The 14778-nt window shown below is 66.3% G+C and carries 17 protein-coding genes; 9 read left to right on the top strand and 8 right to left on the bottom strand.

What is annotated here, in order from left to right; genetic code table 11:
- Positions 1–71: 71 nt before the first annotated feature.
- Together AC0J42_RS11220 and AC0J42_RS11215 are read right to left on the bottom strand one after the other, a co-directional pair.
- Positions 72–1049: a GlxA family transcriptional regulator gene (locus AC0J42_RS11220; protein ID WP_473006192.1), complete on the bottom strand. Its 978-nt coding sequence runs from the start codon at positions 1047–1049 to the stop codon at positions 72–74.
- A 64-nt stretch (positions 1050–1113) separates the two neighbouring features.
- Positions 1114–1677, bottom strand: coding sequence for a helix-turn-helix domain-containing protein (locus tag AC0J42_RS11215; RefSeq protein ID WP_473006191.1), 564 nt, complete (start codon positions 1675–1677; stop codon positions 1114–1116).
- A gap of 275 nt (positions 1678–1952) precedes the next feature.
- On the opposite strand from AC0J42_RS11215, the gene AC0J42_RS11210 reads away from it, so the two are divergent.
- Genes AC0J42_RS11210 through AC0J42_RS11185 form a run of 6 tightly spaced genes read left to right on the top strand, consistent with a single transcriptional unit; the run spans position 1953 to position 7932 of the window.
- Positions 1953–4874, top strand: coding sequence for a monovalent cation/H+ antiporter subunit A (locus AC0J42_RS11210; protein ID WP_473006189.1), 2922 nt, complete (start codon positions 1953–1955; stop codon positions 4872–4874).
- On the top strand, positions 4874–5218 hold the full coding sequence (locus AC0J42_RS11205) for a Na+/H+ antiporter subunit C (RefSeq protein WP_416423628.1): 345 nt from the start codon (positions 4874–4876) through the stop codon (positions 5216–5218). Before AC0J42_RS11210 ends, AC0J42_RS11205 begins: the two co-directional genes overlap by 1 nt.
- Positions 5215–6831, top strand: a complete 1617-nt coding sequence (locus tag AC0J42_RS11200; protein ID WP_416423627.1) for a monovalent cation/H+ antiporter subunit D — start codon at positions 5215–5217, stop codon at positions 6829–6831. The genes AC0J42_RS11205 and AC0J42_RS11200 overlap by 4 nt, the downstream gene beginning before the upstream one ends.
- Positions 6828–7316, top strand: a complete 489-nt coding sequence (locus AC0J42_RS11195; RefSeq protein WP_473006188.1) for a Na+/H+ antiporter subunit E — start codon at positions 6828–6830, stop codon at positions 7314–7316. The genes AC0J42_RS11200 and AC0J42_RS11195 overlap by 4 nt, the downstream gene beginning before the upstream one ends.
- Complete coding sequence (locus AC0J42_RS11190) at positions 7313–7591, top strand: K+/H+ antiporter subunit F (protein WP_416423625.1); 279 nt, start codon at positions 7313–7315, stop codon at positions 7589–7591. The genes AC0J42_RS11195 and AC0J42_RS11190 overlap by 4 nt, the downstream gene beginning before the upstream one ends.
- Positions 7588–7932, top strand: a complete 345-nt coding sequence (locus AC0J42_RS11185) for a Na+/H+ antiporter subunit G (protein WP_416423624.1) — start codon at positions 7588–7590, stop codon at positions 7930–7932. Before AC0J42_RS11190 ends, AC0J42_RS11185 begins: the two co-directional genes overlap by 4 nt.
- Before the next feature lie 186 nt (positions 7933–8118).
- Here AC0J42_RS11185 and AC0J42_RS11180 read toward each other — a convergent pair whose 3' ends face one another.
- Together AC0J42_RS11180 and AC0J42_RS11175 are read right to left on the bottom strand one after the other, a co-directional pair.
- The gene (locus tag AC0J42_RS11180; protein ID WP_473006185.1) at positions 8119–9126 is read right to left on the bottom strand and encodes an ABC transporter substrate-binding protein; all 1008 of its coding nucleotides are present in this window, start codon (positions 9124–9126) and stop codon (positions 8119–8121) included.
- Positions 9127–9179: 53 nt separating this feature from the next.
- Positions 9180–9647 (bottom strand): hypothetical protein, encoded by a 468-nt coding sequence (locus AC0J42_RS11175; RefSeq protein ID WP_473006184.1) that lies wholly within the window; start codon positions 9645–9647, stop codon positions 9180–9182.
- A gap of 354 nt (positions 9648–10001) precedes the next feature.
- On the opposite strand from AC0J42_RS11175, the gene AC0J42_RS11170 reads away from it, so the two are divergent.
- The 3 genes from AC0J42_RS11170 to AC0J42_RS11160 all read left to right on the top strand — a co-directional run bounded on the left by AC0J42_RS11170 (position 10002) and on the right by AC0J42_RS11160 (position 11010).
- Positions 10002–10280 (top strand): hypothetical protein, encoded by a 279-nt coding sequence (locus AC0J42_RS11170; protein ID WP_473006182.1) that lies wholly within the window; start codon positions 10002–10004, stop codon positions 10278–10280.
- 25 nt (positions 10281–10305) lie between these two features.
- Positions 10306–10695: a hypothetical protein gene (locus AC0J42_RS11165; protein ID WP_473006181.1), complete on the top strand. Its 390-nt coding sequence runs from the start codon at positions 10306–10308 to the stop codon at positions 10693–10695.
- A 75-nt stretch (positions 10696–10770) separates the two neighbouring features.
- Entirely contained in the window at positions 10771–11010 is a 240-nt protein-coding gene (locus AC0J42_RS11160) for a DUF2789 domain-containing protein (protein WP_473006179.1), read from the top strand.
- Here the strand turns inward: AC0J42_RS11160 and AC0J42_RS11155 are convergent.
- The 4 genes from AC0J42_RS11155 to AC0J42_RS11140 all read right to left on the bottom strand — a co-directional run bounded on the left by AC0J42_RS11155 (position 10998) and on the right by AC0J42_RS11140 (position 14776).
- Positions 10998–11213, bottom strand: coding sequence for a hypothetical protein (locus AC0J42_RS11155; protein WP_416423618.1), 216 nt, complete (start codon positions 11211–11213; stop codon positions 10998–11000). The genes AC0J42_RS11160 and AC0J42_RS11155 overlap by 13 nt on opposite strands.
- A gap of 118 nt (positions 11214–11331) precedes the next feature.
- Positions 11332–12558, bottom strand: coding sequence for a methyl-accepting chemotaxis protein (locus tag AC0J42_RS11150; protein WP_473006844.1), 1227 nt, complete (start codon positions 12556–12558; stop codon positions 11332–11334).
- Positions 12559–12996: 438 nt separating this feature from the next.
- Positions 12997–13401 carry a TraR/DksA family transcriptional regulator gene (locus AC0J42_RS11145; protein ID WP_027979546.1) on the bottom strand — a complete coding sequence of 135 codons (405 nt, stop codon included), beginning with the start codon at positions 13399–13401 and terminating at the stop codon, positions 12997–12999.
- Positions 13402–13750: 349 nt separating this feature from the next.
- Complete coding sequence (locus AC0J42_RS11140; RefSeq protein ID WP_416423617.1) at positions 13751–14776, bottom strand: ABC transporter permease; 1026 nt, start codon at positions 14774–14776, stop codon at positions 13751–13753.
- Positions 14777–14778 lie beyond the last annotated feature (2 nt).

Here is a 14778-nt window from a genome sequence, read left to right as displayed (position 1 = left end):
AGGCCGCGTCCGCAAACACCGCGTGTGCCCGGACGCAGCCTGGCGGCAGCTGCTACGTTAAGGCGTACCAGTCAGGCCCGGCCGCGCAACGCGATTGGGCGGTACAGGGTGCGCAAGCCATACTTCTCGCGATACTCGCTCAACGCATGCCCCGTCACCCGCAGGAAGATCTTGCGTAGCGCGCCGACGTCCTGGTAGCCCACGCTGGCGGCGATCTGGTCGACGTTGCGCTGGCTGGTTTCCAGCAGATGGCAGGCGCGGGCAATGCGCAGGTGCTGGCAGTATTCGGTGGGCTTGAGGCCGGTGCTGGCGTGGAAACGACGCAGGAAGGTGCGCGGCTCCAGCCCGGCGCAGGCGGCCATGTCATCCAGGGTCACGCCCATGGCGCGGTTGTCCTGCAGCCACAGTTGCACCTTGAGCACCGCCGCGTGGCCGTGGTCCAGGCGCGGCTGGAACGGGCTGGGGGGCAGCGGCTGGTCGCGCGGCGGCACGTTGAGCATGGCGTGGGTCTCCACCGCCAGCGATGCGCCGAAGTACAGCGCCAGCACCGCCAGGCCCAGCTCTTGCCAGGCCTGGCTGCCCGCCGCGGTGACCACGTCGCCTTCGTCCACCATCGGCTCTTGGGGCAACACCCGCACCTGCGGGTAATGCGCGGCCAGGGCCATGGCCGCGTCCCAGTGCAGCGTAGCCCGGCGGCCCTGCAACAGCCCGGCCATGGCCAGCAGCCAGGCGCCACTGTCGACGGCCATCAGCATCGCCCCGCCGGCATGCCAGCGGCGCAACGCCTGCAGCACCGGCGCCAGGGCCTCGGCATCAGGCACGCCGGCCTGGGCCAGCGGCGGCACGAACACCACTGCTGGCACAGCGCCTGCGTCCGAGTCCGCCAGGCTGTCTACCCGCACGGTTGGCGTTTTCGACATGCCCAGCTCTGCCCTCACCTGCTGTGCACAGGCAAACAGGTCGAGCAGCCCTGCCGTGCTGGAGGGCTGGGCACCGGGGTATTGCAGCAGGCCCAGGCGCAGCGTCGAAGGTTCGGGGATGTCTGTCATTTTTCACTGCCCTTTGCGCGAATAGGCACATGCTACCGAAACTGGGTGGGGGCAGAGAAGTGCTTTAGAACACCACGTTGCGCACAAAGCGCACGGCCACCTCGCCCTCGTTACGATAGCCATGGGGACGCTGGCTGGCGAACATGCAGAACTCGCCGGCGGCGATCTGTCGGGTAGCACCGTCGAGTTCCAGGGTCAGGCAGCCTTCGTAGACGAACACCTGCTCGCTGAAACCCTCGCCATCACAGCTGCTGTCATAGCGTTCACCTGGTGCCAGGCACCACTCCCACAGCTCCACCTCGCGCCGCGCCGGGGCGCTGGCCAGCAGCACGGCCTTGCTGCCGGGCTGGCTACCGGCCCAGGCCAGTTCGTTGATGCGGTTGGGGTCGCGGTTGTCGGGGGCGCGGATCAGGTCGCTGAACACGACGTCCAGCGCCTCGGCCACGCGGTCCAGGGTACCGAGGCTGACGTTCTTCTCGCCGGCCTCGATGGCCACCAGCATGCGCCGGCTGACCCCGGAGCGTTCGGCCAGGGCGCTCTGGCTCAGGCCGGCGGCATGGCGCAGGCGGCGCACGTTGTGGCTGACGTGTTGCAGCACCGAGGCGCGGGAGGGGGAGTCTGGGGGCACGGGGTTCGGCTCTGGGGCAAAATATGCGCAGTATATTGCATTACCCCCCTTGTGGGAGCTGGCTTGCCAGCGAGCTGTCGAGGCCCTGAAAGCTCGCTGGCAAGCCAGCTCCCACAAATACCGTCAACGCCAACGAAAACCGAAGGCTTGTAAAATTTTGTCATGAAAAAGCTGGCAAATAGACCACTATTGTAAGGTTCTGGCACAGCTTCGCGGTTGGTGATGCCCGCCCGGCACCGTATGATCCTTTATCCCCTCCAGCAGATCAGATCGCTATGTCATTGATAGTCCTACTGCTTCTGCCTTTCATTGGTAGCTGCCTGGCAGCGGTGCTGCCCCACGACGCGCGCAACCGCGAGTCGATCCTGGCCGGCGTGGTGGCCCTGACGGGCACCGTCGCGGTGGCATCGATGTACCCGCAGATCGCCCACGGCGGTGTCATCCGCGAGACCTACGCGTGGCTGCCCAGCCTGGGCCTGGACTTCACCCTGCGCATGGACGGCTTCGCCTGGCTGTTCTCGCTGCTGGTGCTGGGGATCGGCACGCTGGTGTCGCTGTACGCGCGCTACTACATGTCGCCGGACGACCCGGTGCCGCGCTTCTTCGCGTTTTTCCTGGCGTTCATGGGCGCCATGCTCGGCCTGGTGATTTCCGGCAACCTGGTGCAGATGGTGTTTTTCTGGGAGCTGACCAGCCTGTTCTCGTTCCTGCTGATCGGCTACTGGCACCACCGCGCCGACGCCCGCCGCGGCGCCTATATGGCCCTGGCGGTGACCGGTGCCGGCGGCCTGTGCCTGCTGGCCGGGGTGCTGTTGCTGGGCCAGGTGGTGGGCAGTTACGACCTGGACACGGTGCTGGCGGCCGGCGCGCAGATCCGCGCCAGCCACCTGTACCCGGTGCTGCTGGCGCTGATCCTGATTGGCGCCCTGAGCAAGAGCGCGCAATTCCCCTTCCATTTCTGGCTGCCCCACGCCATGGCCGCGCCCACGCCGGTGTCGGCGTACCTGCACTCGGCAACCATGGTCAAGGCCGGGGTGTTCCTGCTGGCGCGGCTGTGGCCGTCGCTGTCGGGCAGCGAGCAGTGGTTCTGGATGGTCAGCGGCGCTGGCGCCTGCACCCTGTTGCTGGGCGCCTACTGCGCCATGTTCCAGAATGACTTGAAGGGCCTGCTGGCCTACTCCACCATCAGCCACCTGGGCCTGATCACCCTGCTGCTGGGGCTCAACAGCCCGCTGGCAGCGGTGGCGGCGGTGTTCCACATTCTCAACCACGCCACCTTCAAGGCCTCGTTGTTCATGGCCGCCGGCATCATCGACCATGAAAGCGGCACCCGCGACATCCGCCGCCTGAGCGGGCTGTTCCGGCTGATCCCCTTTACCGCCACCCTGGCCATGGTGGCCAGCGCCGCCATGGCCGGGGTGCCGCTAATGAACGGCTTCCTCAGCAAGGAAATGTTCTTCGCCGAAACGGTGTTCATCACCTCCACCGCCTGGGTCGAGGCGGCGCTGCCGGCCATCGCCACCGTCGCCGGCACCTTCAGCGTGGTCTACGCCCTGCGCTTCACCGTCGACGTGTTCTTCGGCCCGCCCGCCACCGACCTGCCCCACCAGCCCCACGAGCCGCCACGCTGGATGCGCGCACCGGTGGAGTTGCTGGTGCTGCTGTGCCTGGTAGTGGGCATTTTCCCGGCGCAGTCGGTGGGGCCGCTGCTGGCCGCCGCCGCGCTGCCGGTGGTGGGCGGCGAGCTGCCCGCGTACAGCCTGGCGATCTGGCACGGCTTCAACGCACCGCTGATCATGAGCCTGATCGCCATGGGCGCCGGCGTGCTGCTGTACCTGCTGTTGCGCGGGCAGCTGCAACGCGGGCGCTTCCAGCGGCCGCCACTGGTGGGCCGGTTCAACGGCAAGCGCCTGTTCGAGCGCAGCCTGGTGCTGCTGATGCGCCTGGCGCGGCGCAGCGAACGCTGGCTGACCACCCGGCGCCTGCAACCGCAGTTGTTCATGCTGGTGCTGGTGGCCGTGGTGGCCGGGCTCATCCCGCTGCTGCACAGCGGCCTGGGCTGGGGCCTGCGGCCGAAAATCGCCGGCTCGGGGGTGTTCGTCGCCCTGTGGCTGATCGCCATTGCCTGCGCCTTGGGCGCTGCCTGGCAGGCCAAGTACCACCGGCTGGCGGCCCTGACCATGGTCAGCGTCTGCGGGCTGATGACCTGCATCACGTTCATCTGGTTCTCGGCGCCGGACCTGGCCCTGACGCAGTTGGTGGTCGAGGTGGTGACCACGGTGCTGATCCTGCTGGGCCTGCGCTGGCTGCCACGGCGTATCGAGGACGCCCTGCCGCTGCCCGGCAGCGAAGGCCGCGCCCGCCTGCGCCGGCTGCGCGACCTGGTGCTGGCCGTCGCCGTGGGCGGCGGCATGGCGGCGCTGTCGTACGCCATGCTGACCCGCGCCACACCCAACCATATCTCCGAGTTCTACCTGCGCAAGGCGCTGCCCGAGGGCGGCGGCAGCAACGTGGTCAACGTCATGCTGGTGGACTTCCGCGGCTTCGACACGTTGGGCGAGATCACCGTGCTGGCGGCCACGGCCCTGGCCATCTTTGCCCTGCTGCGGCGCTTCCGGCCACCGCGCGAGAGCATCCAGCTGCCGGCCCAGCAGCGCCTGCTGGCGCCTGACGTGGTCACCGACCTGGTCAACCCGCGCCAGGCCAGCGACACCGCCCTGGGCTTCATGATGGTGCCGGCGGTGTTGGTGCGGCTGCTGCTGCCGATCGCCCTGGTGGTGGCCATGTACCTGTTCATGCGCGGCCACAACCAGCCCGGCGGCGGCTTCGTCGCCGGCCTGGTGATGGCAGTGGCGTTCATCCTCCAGTACATGGTGGCCGGCACCCAGTGGGTGGAGGCGCAGATGCGCCTGCGGCCGCTGCGCTGGATGGGCGTGGGCCTGCTGTTCGCAACGCTGACCGGGGTGGGCGCGATGCTGCTGGGCTATCCGTTCCTCACCACCCACACCGCGCACCTGCACCTGCCACTGCTGGGCGAAGTGCACGTGGCCAGTGCGCTGTTCTTCGACATCGGCGTGTTCAGCGTGGTGGTCGGTTCCACGCTGCTGATCCTCACCGCTTTGGCGCACCAGTCGGTACGCAGCCACAAACCCACCGGGCTGCCCAAGCCCATTGCCGTACCGCAAGGGAGTGCCTGATGGAAGAAGTCATCGCAATTGCCATCGGCGTGCTGGCTGCCTCGGGGGTGTGGCTGATCCTGCGGCCGCGGACCTTCCAGGTGGTGATGGGCCTGTGCCTGCTGTCCTACGGGGTGAACCTGTTCATCTTCAGCATGGGCAGCCTGTTCATCGGCAAGGAGCCGATCATCAAGGACGGCGTGCCCCAGGACCTGCTGCACTACACCGACCCGCTGCCCCAGGCGCTGGTGCTCACGGCCATCGTCATCAGTTTCGCCATGACGGCGCTGTTCCTGGTGGTGCTGTTGGCCTCGCGCGGGCTCACCGGCACCGACCATGTGGACGGCCGGGAGCGTCAGGAATGAGCCTGATGCCGTCCCTGCTGATCGCGCCCATACTGCTGCCGCTGCTGACCGCCGCGGTGATGCTGTTGCTGGGCGAGAAACACCGCCCCCTGAAAGCCCGTATCAACCTGCTGTCCACCCTCGCCGGCCTGGGCATCGCCGCGCTGCTGCTGCACGGCGCCCAACAGCAGGGCCCAGCCAGCGCCATTGGCGTGTACCTGCCGGGCAACTGGCCGGCGCCGTTCGGCATCGTGCTGGTGCTGGACCGCCTGTCGGCGCTGATGCTGGTGCTCACCGGCATCGTCGCCAGCGCCGCCCTGCTGTTCGCCATGGCGCGCTGGGACCGCGCCGGGGCCAGCTTCCATGCGCTGTTCCAGATCCAGCTGATGGGCCTGTACGGCGCCTTCCTGACCGCCGACCTGTTCAACCTGTTCGTGTTCTTCGAGGTGCTGCTGGCCGCGTCCTACGGCATGCTGCTGCATGGCTCGGGGCGCGCGCGGGTGTCCTCGGGGCTGCATTACATCGCCATCAACCTGCTGGCGTCGTCGTTGTTCCTGATCGGCGCGGCGATGATCTACGGCGTCACCGGCACCCTCAGCCTCGCCGACCTGGCGCTGAAGATCCCGCTGGTGCCGGAAGCCGACCGCGGCCTGCTGCACGCTGGCGTGGCGATCCTGGCCACGGCGTTCCTGGCCAAGGCCGGCATGTGGCCGCTGAACTTCTGGCTGGTGCCCGCCTACGCCGCGGCCAGCGCACCGGTGGCGGCGCTGTTCGCGATCATGACCAAGGTGGGGGTCTATACCCTGCTGCGGCTGTGGACCCTGCTGTTCTCCAACCAGGCCGGGGCCTCGGCGCATTTCGGCGGCGCCTGGCTGCTGTACGGCGGGCTGGTGACAATCGCCGTGGCAGCGGTGGGCGTGCTGGCGGCCCAGCGCCTGGAGCGCATGGCCAGCCTGAGCATCCTGGTGTCGGCCGGCACGCTGCTGGCTGCCATTGGCTTCGGCGTGCCGGCGATCACCGGCGGCGCGCTGTTCTACCTGGTCAGTTCCACCCTGGCGCTGGCGGCGCTGTTCCTGCTGGCCGAGCTGATCGAGCGCTCGCGTTCGGCCAACGACATTCCCCTGGACGACGACGGCGACCTGCTGCCGCGCCCGGTGGAGTCGCTGCACCCGCCCAAGGGCATCAACCTGGACGATGAGCAGAAGGCGGTGGTCGGCCAGGTGATTCCCTGGACCATGGCGTTCCTGGGCCTGAGTTTCATCGCCTGTGCGCTGCTGGTGATCGGCATGCCGCCGCTGTCGGGGTTCATCGCCAAGCTGAACCTGATCCGCCTGCTGTTCGGCGACGCCAGCCCAGCCGCGTGGGCGTTCGTCACGCTGCTGATCCTCTCGGGGCTGGCGACCTTGCTGGCCATGACCCGCGTCGGCGTGCAGCGCTTCTGGACGCCCCAGGAGCGGCCATCGCCGCTACTGCGTCGCTTCGAGTGCGTGCCCATCGTGGTGCTGCTGGGCCTGTGCCTGCTGCTGACCGTGCAGGGCGAGGCGCTGCTGCGCTTCACCCAGGACACCGCTGCCCGGCTGGACGACCCCGCCCAGTACATCGAGGCCGTGATGGCCGCCGAGGTGCGCCCATGAAGCGCCTGCTCCCCGCGCCGCTGCTGAGCCTGGCCTGCGCCCTGCTGTGGCTGCTGCTGAACCTGTCACTGAGCCCGGGCAACCTGCTGCTGGCGGCGCTGCTGGGCGTGCTGGCGCCGCTGCTGATGACCTCGCTGCGGCCGCTGCCGGTGCGCATTCGCAAGCCAGGCACCATCCTGCGCCTGCTGGGCCGGGTGGGCATCGATGTGGTGGCGTCCAACCTGCAGGTGGCCTGGGGCGTGCTCAACCTGGGCCGCCGGCCGCCGCGCTCGGCGTTCGTCAAGGTGCCGCTGGAGCTGCGCGACGCCAACGGCCTGGCCGCCTTGTCGGCCATCACCACGGTGGTGCCGGGCACGGTGTGGTCCGAACTGGCGCTGGACCGCAGCGTCCTGCTGCTGCACGTGTTCGACCTGGACGACGAGGCGCGCTTCATCACGCACTTCAAGGCCACCTACGAACGCCCGCTGATGGAGATCTTCGAATGAGCGCCCTGCTTGACCCTGTCATCGTGCTGAGCCTGGCGATCTTCGCCGTGGCCATGCTGCTGACCCTGTACCGGCTGTTCAAGGGCCCCTCGGCCCAGGACCGGGTGCTGGCGCTGGATTACCTGAGCATCCTGGGCATGTTGACCATCCTCACCTTGGGCATTCGCTATGGCAGCGAAACCTACTTCGAGGCGGCGTTGCTGATTGCCCTGTTCGGCTTTGTCGGCTCGTTCGCCCTGGCCAAGTTCCTGCTGCGTGGCGAGGTGATCGAATGAACGAGTTACCCATCTGGGTGCAGGCGGCTATCGGCGCGTTGCTGCTGCTGGGCAGCCTGTTCGCGCTGCTGGGGGCCATCGGCATGGTGCGCCTGAAAGACTTCTTCCAGCGCATGCACCCGCCGGCCCTGGCCTCGACCCTTGGCGCCTGGTGCGTGGCGCTGGCGTCGATCCTGTACTTTTCCTTCCGGGAACAAAGCCCGGTGCTGCATGCGTGGCTGATCCCCATCCTGCTGGCCATCACCGTGCCGGTGACCACGCTGCTGCTGGCGCGCACGGCGCTGTTCCGCAAGCGCATGGCCGGCGAGGCGGTGCCTGGCGAGGTTAGCAGCCGGCGTTGATCACAAGCCCTGCGGTGTGCCGGACGCAGCCTTCGGCAGCTGCTACGGGCGCGCGCAACCCGCTGATCGCGTCGTCTGCTCCTATCGCAGGCAACGCGGTTTCTGTAGCAGCGGCCGCAGGCCGCGTCCAAGGCGCCGCGCTGTTCAGGGACACTGTGGTGAACCCGACGCAGCCTGCGGCAGCTGCTACGGAGTTGCCAGGGCTGCGGCGACTTTGTCGGCCACCGGCGCTGGCACCCAGCTACGCCACAGTTGCGGGTGGGCCTTGAGGAACTCGGTCGCCACCTGGCGTGGCGGCAAATGGCCCTCGCTCATGGTCGCCAGCGCCTTGTTGAGGTCGTCGATGGGCAGCTGCACCTGCTGGAAGAACGCCACCAGCTGCGGGTACTGCTGGGCGAACGCCGACGACACCCCTACCGACAGAATCGAGGGCGGTGACCGCGTTGGCTTTGGCGCCGGGTTGTCGGCCTGGGTCAGGGTCTTCCAGGCCTCAGGGTCGAACGGCGGTTCCTGCAGCTGCACCAGCTTGTAGCGGCCCAGCAGCGGCGTCGGCGACCAGTAGTAGAACAGCACCGGCTGGCCGCGCTTGATCTGCGAAGTGATCTCGGCGTCCAGCGCCGCACCACTGCCGGAGCGGAAATTGCTGTAAGTGTCGGTCAGGCCATAAGCCTTGAGCTTCTGGCCGTTGACTACTTCGGAGGTCCAGCCGATGGGGCTGTTGAGGAAACGGCCCTTGTCGGGGTTCTCCGGGTCGCGGAACACCGCCTTGTAGCGTGGCAGGTCGCTGACGCTGCGCAGGTCCGGCGCCAGCGGCTTGAGGCCGCGCGCGGGGTCGCCCTTGATCACGTATTCAGGCACCCACCAGCCTTCGGTGGCGCCGGCCACCAGGTTGCCCAGGCCCTTGACCTGGCCCGCCGCCTCGGCCTTGACCCACACGGGGCTGCGCCCCGCCCACTCCTCGGCGATCACCTGGATGTCGTTTTTCGCCAGCGCGGTTTCCAGGGTGATGGTGGTGCCTGGCAGGGTGTCGGTGGGAATGTCGTAGCCTTTTTCCACCACGATGCGCAGCAGCTCGGTGATCAGGCTACCGCTTTCCCAGTTCAGGTCGGCAAAGTGCACAGGCGCCGGGGCCGCGCGCAGGGGCGCCACCACCAGTGCCAGGCACCAGAATACAACGGGAACGATCAGTTTCATTGGGCACGGTCTCTACAGTCAGGACTCACTGACTGTAGACCAGTGCCAACGGCTTATTCGCTGGGCTTGAAGGTCAACTCGCCCTTGCGCCACTTGGCGGCCTTGGACGAGGCGGCCTTGAGGGTCTTGGCCAGGCCTACCTGCAGCTGTTCCTTGGCGGCGAAGACCATGACCACGGTCTGGCTTTCCTTGAACACGATGCCTTCGCCGTCAGCGGTGCTGACAAACGCATATTCACCCAGGCCATACACCGCCAACTTGATCTCGCGGAACTTGATTTCAAACTTGCCGCCTTCACGGCTGGGCAATACTGCGGCGCGGAAGTGGTCGCCAACCTTGAGTTCCAGGCGCTGCTTGTCATCGACCACCAATGCACTTTCAGTGTCGATCTCGGCCATGTAGATACCTTCGGCCGTTTGCTCGGTGACATACACGAAACGCGATTGAAAGAGTTTCACCAGTTTGGCGCGAAGATCGCCCAGCACGAACAAGGCGTGCATTTCCAGATTACTTACTGCCAATTAAAAAATCCTCGAAATGAAAAACCGCCCGTGAAAACGTGGGCAGCTGAACTGAACCTGTCCACACCCGATAACCAAGGTGCGGAACAACATGTAAACAAGTCCATGGGCAGGCGCGCGGCACAAGCCTACAAGAAAGCCCCCCGGCTGGGACGCTCACGGATAGAGACTGCCCTTGAAGGAGAAGGCACAGGAACGCGTCGGCCATTGCCCAACTGCTGGAATCAGCAATACGCCGCAGGTTAAAGCGCCATTTCCTACATCGTGACGAAGTAAAAAGTGCGATAGCTATGCAACTCGCTCGACCATGAGGGTCAACGCGACAGCAGACAGTCCCCACAGGAAGGAACGAATATGCACGAATCAATGGAAAGCCGTCGAGGGAATATCGACACGGCTGACGCGGCTATCGACTTCGGCGCTGCATTGTACCGGCTGGAGGTCCCGCAGGGCTACCGTAACACGCTGCGTTGTCACGTGATTCCCGCCGGTCGCGACTTTTTTCATATACGCGAACTGGACTCGGGCCGCACTCTGGGGTTTCGCTGCGGGCACCTGGCCGCCTGCGCGCTGGCACGGCAACTGGAAAACACCACGGGCCTCAAGGAGTTTGTAATGACGCCGATACAATGAGCGAACCCCAAGGAGGTGGTCGCCCATGATGGATATCAACCCCGTCGCCGCGCTGTTCGGCCTTGCCCCCGATGACCCGGCCAAAGTGCGCGCCGAAGCCGAGGCGGCCGCCGACAAGGCTGCGGCCGCCAAGCGCCAGGCGCAACAGGCGGCCGCCAACCGGCGCGCGCGCAAGCACAACCAGCAGATCGCCGACCTGAAGAGCCAGGCGCGTCATGAGCAGCATGAGTTCATGGCGGTACAGAACGCCGAGTACCGCAGCGTGGCCGAGCGCAACCTGGCGCTGATTCGCGCCAAGGCCAGCATGATGGCCGCCCGCATCGCCAGCAACCTGGCAACCTCGGTGCCCTCCCGGCCGCAGCAGAATGCGCCCATGCAGAACATCGATTCGCGCAGTATCGATACCGACGCGTAGCGTGCAGCGGGGTGAACTCCTGGCTCGCCGACCTTTCAGAGGATAGGTACGGCACCACACAGCCAAGGAGATGACATGGAAACCGAACACACCAACCTGGGTACGCTATTCGAGCAACTGGGCCTGGACGGCGACCCCGCCAGCATCGACCGCTTCATCGCCGCCCACCCGCTGGCGGCGGACGTGAAGCTCATCGATGCCCCATTCTGGAACGAACGCCAGGCCAGCTTCCTGAAAGAGGAACTACGCGCCGATGGCGGCGACTGGGCCATTCCCATCGACGAATTGAACGTTCGCCTGCATCAGCAGGCCTGACGCGCCGGCATCAGGCTGGGGTCCACCGCCAACTGCGCCAGCCAGGCCTCGCGGCACTCCACGGCTTCGGCGCGGCTGGCGAAGGCGGTGCCGCGTCGCTCGCCGTTGACCAACACCACCCAGCACACGCGCTTGCCGATGGCCTGGAGGCTGGCCGGTACACCACTGCCGATCATCACGGCCACATCAACTTGGGTTTGCATGATTTCCCTCCCGAGATTTCATTAGCAACCTAACAATATGGCCATCTTAATGCCTCCATTGCTCAAGAAACAGCCAAACCTGGTACAGCTTCATTACAGCAACGGTAACAAACGGCCGTTATCCTCGAGCCTTTTGCGGTGTATATCCCAGCCGCAGCCCGCCCCAGTGCCGCCCCATTACGGTTATCGGCACGGACAAGTCGTGCATGAGCTCACCTGTGTCACGGGTGTAGGTCTGCAGTAGCAACGGCTGCTGATGGCTGCCGCAGCGCGCCCCGGTGCGGTCGTCGAAACGGCGCTTGGTGCGGTTGTGCAGCGCGTCGTGGGCGGCGTCGCCGGTCAACGGCTGGCTGAACGCCCGGTTGTGCGTGGGCACGTAGCCCTGGGGCGTACAGGCGATGGCGAACACCAGCCCTTCATGACGCGCCAGCAATGGCTCCTGGATCGCCGGCAGCACCTGGTCGGCGTAGCGGTCGAAACGGGTGTGGAACTTCGTCGGGTGAGTGTTGGCGATGGGCTGGTACTGACGGTCGAACAGCTCGTCGAGGCTGATACGCCCCTGCTCCACATCCTGCTCGAAGCGCTCGCCAATCTGCCGCGCGCCTTCGCGGGCCAGGTCATAGATGCGCTGGTGGTAGTCATCCATGCCCACCTCGGCCAAGCGCTCGCTGATGCGCTCGGCCTGGGCTTCCATTTGCACGGCGGCGTCGGCCAGGCTGCGGGTCTGGCCGTCGCTCACTGCCAGGTCGCCGCGCACCTGCTCTACCGCCTGGAACAGGCTGGCCAGTTGCACGCGGTTGGTCTCGGCGCCGCGGGCAATCTCGCCGACCTGGGTTTCCACCCCGGCGGCCAGCGCCGCGATGGTTTCCAGCTGCTCGCCCGTGCGCTCGACCTGCACCACGCCGGCGCCCAGGTCGCTGGCCAGTTCCCGGATCTGCTCCACCACCTGGGCGGTGCGCAATTGGATGTCGGCGACCATCTGCCCCACTTCTTCGGTGGCAGTGGCGGTGCGCCCGGCCAGGCCGCGCACCTCGTCGGCGACCACGGCGAAGCCACGGCCGTACTCGCCGGCGCGGGCCGCCTCGATGGCGGCGTTGAGGGCCAGCAGGTTGGTCTGGCTGGCGATGGACTGGATCACAGCAGTCACCCGCTGAATGTCTTCGCTGCGCTGGCTCAGGGCCTCGATCAGCTCGCGGCTGGCAGTCGCCCGTGCGCTGAGCTGGTGCATGCGGCTGATGGACTCGGCCAGCACCTCGCGCCCGGCCACGCTGTGGCGGTGAGCTTCGCTGGCGGCGCCCAGGGCTTGCTGGCTGAGTTGCGACGTAATCTGTTCGGTGCCGATCATCACCTCGGCGCTGCTGACGATCTGCGCTGCGGCGCCCAGCTGGGATTGCACGCGCGCGGCCAGCTGGCGCACGGCAAAGGCCACCCCGGCGGCGGACAGGGCGTTGTGGCTGGTGCTGTGGGACAGGTCGCGGGTCAGCGCGGCCAGCGGGTCGGGCCCGGCGGCTGACGGTGCGCTGGCGGGCCTGCGCAGGCGCGACAACCAGGCGAAAACGCCCCCTGGGGCCGAAGGCCGGGCAGCGTCGAGCAGAGATCCGTCTCTCGTCATGGCAAGTACTCCATAGCTATTGTCGTTGTTTTGACGTCATTAAACGTCAAGTGATGGCAATTGGCTATGACCACTTGGGAGCAACGGGTGGGCGTGTTATGCCCTTTTGACGCGGCCGGCGGCCGCTGCTACAAGGGCCCGTAGCAGCGGCCGCAGGCCGCGTCCGAGGCATCAAGCCTGGCGCTGGTGCTTGTCGATCTGCTCGTGACGTTCCTGCGCTTCAATGCAGTACTTGGTGGTCGGGCTGATCAGCAGGCGTTTCAGGCCGATTGGCTCGCCGCTGTCGTCGCACCAGCCGAAGCTTTCGTCGGCGATACGGCCCAGGGCTTGCTCCAGCTGCGGCAGCGAACGCTGGTCGCGGTCGATGACGTTCACCAGCCAGTGGCGCTCTTCTTCCACGGAAGCGGCGTCGGCCGGGTCAGCCGGGGTGTCCAGGCTCTCGATGGCGATGCGGCTCTGCTCGATGCGCTCGTGGGTTTCCACCTTCAGCGCCTGCAGCAGCTCGGTGAAGAATGCCAGTTGCTCAGCATTCATGTAGTCATCGGCCGGCATGGCCAGCAACTTTTCCTTTGTCATTGATTTCTCTATAAAAAATACGTGCATTAAGGCGAATCAAAAGGTGTGACCGGGCCTTGCCCGACCTCACGGAATTCTTCAAGCGCCAACTGGCACTCAATTTATGAGGGGCGGCAGTCTAAGGCCGGTTTTCGCGCGCAGCAACTGAATTGACGGTAGATTTGACCAATAACCGCTATATAAACGCAATCGGGTGGATGGCGGAGGCCAAAAATACACCCCATAGGCGAATTGTGCTTGGGAAATTTGCGGGAATTGACGGCGATCAGGCCGGTAACAAGTGGCCAAATGTAAAAAAGCCCGCGAGGCACCGGGAGCGATGCGACGCGGGCGAAAAGCCGCAGCGAAGTCAGCGTTTGAGTATGCGTTTGTTGCGATACTGGTCGATGACCACCGCCACCACGATGATCACGCCCTTGATGATGTCCTGCACGTAGGCATCTACCCCCACGAAGGTGAAGCCCGACGCCATCACCCCGAGGATCAGCGCGCCGATTACCGTGCCGCTGATGCGCCCTACCCCGCCCACCAGGCTGGTGCCGCCGATCACGGCCGCGGCAATGGCGTCCAGCTCGTAGGACATGCCCATGCCGGCCTGGCCGGTGGCCGCCCGCGCCGAGGCCACCACGCCTGCCAGCCCGGCCAGCAGGCCGGCGATGCTGTAGACGATGATCAGGTGGCGCTTGACGTTGATGCCGCTGGTGCGCGCCGCCTGCATGTTGCCGCCGATGGCGTAGGTGTACTTGCCGTAGCGGGTGTAGCGCAGGGCGATGTGGAAGATCACCGCCACCACCAGGAAGATGATCACCGGCATGGCCCCGCGGCCGATCGCCGTGTAGCTGTCCGAGAGCATGCTGATGGGCTGGCCTTCGGTGTACAGCCGCGCCAGGCCGCGGGCCGAGACCATCATGCCGAGGGTGGCGATGAAGGGCGGGATGCCGGTCATGGCGATGATGCTGCCGTTGATGGCCCCCGCCAGCAGCCCCACCGCCAGGCCGGCAATCACCGGCGCCCACACGGGCAGGTCGGTGAGGTGCGGGAACACTGCCCGGGCGTAGTCGGAACTCTGCGCCAGGCTGGCGGCGACCATGGCCGACAGCGCCAGCACCGAGCCCGACGACAGGTCGATGCCGGTGGTGATGATCACCTGGGTCACGCCGATGGCGATCAGGCCGATGATGGAGACCTGCAGAATCATCAGCACCAGGCGCTGTGAGTTCATCAGGAAGCTCTGGTCGCGCACAATCCAGCCGAACACCTCGAACACCAGGCCAATGCCGATCAGCACCAGCAGGATGCTCAGCTCGGTGGGCATGCGACGCCGCGAGCGGCTGGGCGGTGCGGCTACAGGTTTGTTTTCAGTCAGGGTAGTCATGG

Source organism: Pseudomonas sp. Tav-5-1A (genome assembly GCF_055755055.1).
The sequence above is the reverse complement of the archived record's forward strand: the minus strand, read 5'-3'. Positions and strand labels throughout refer to the sequence as shown.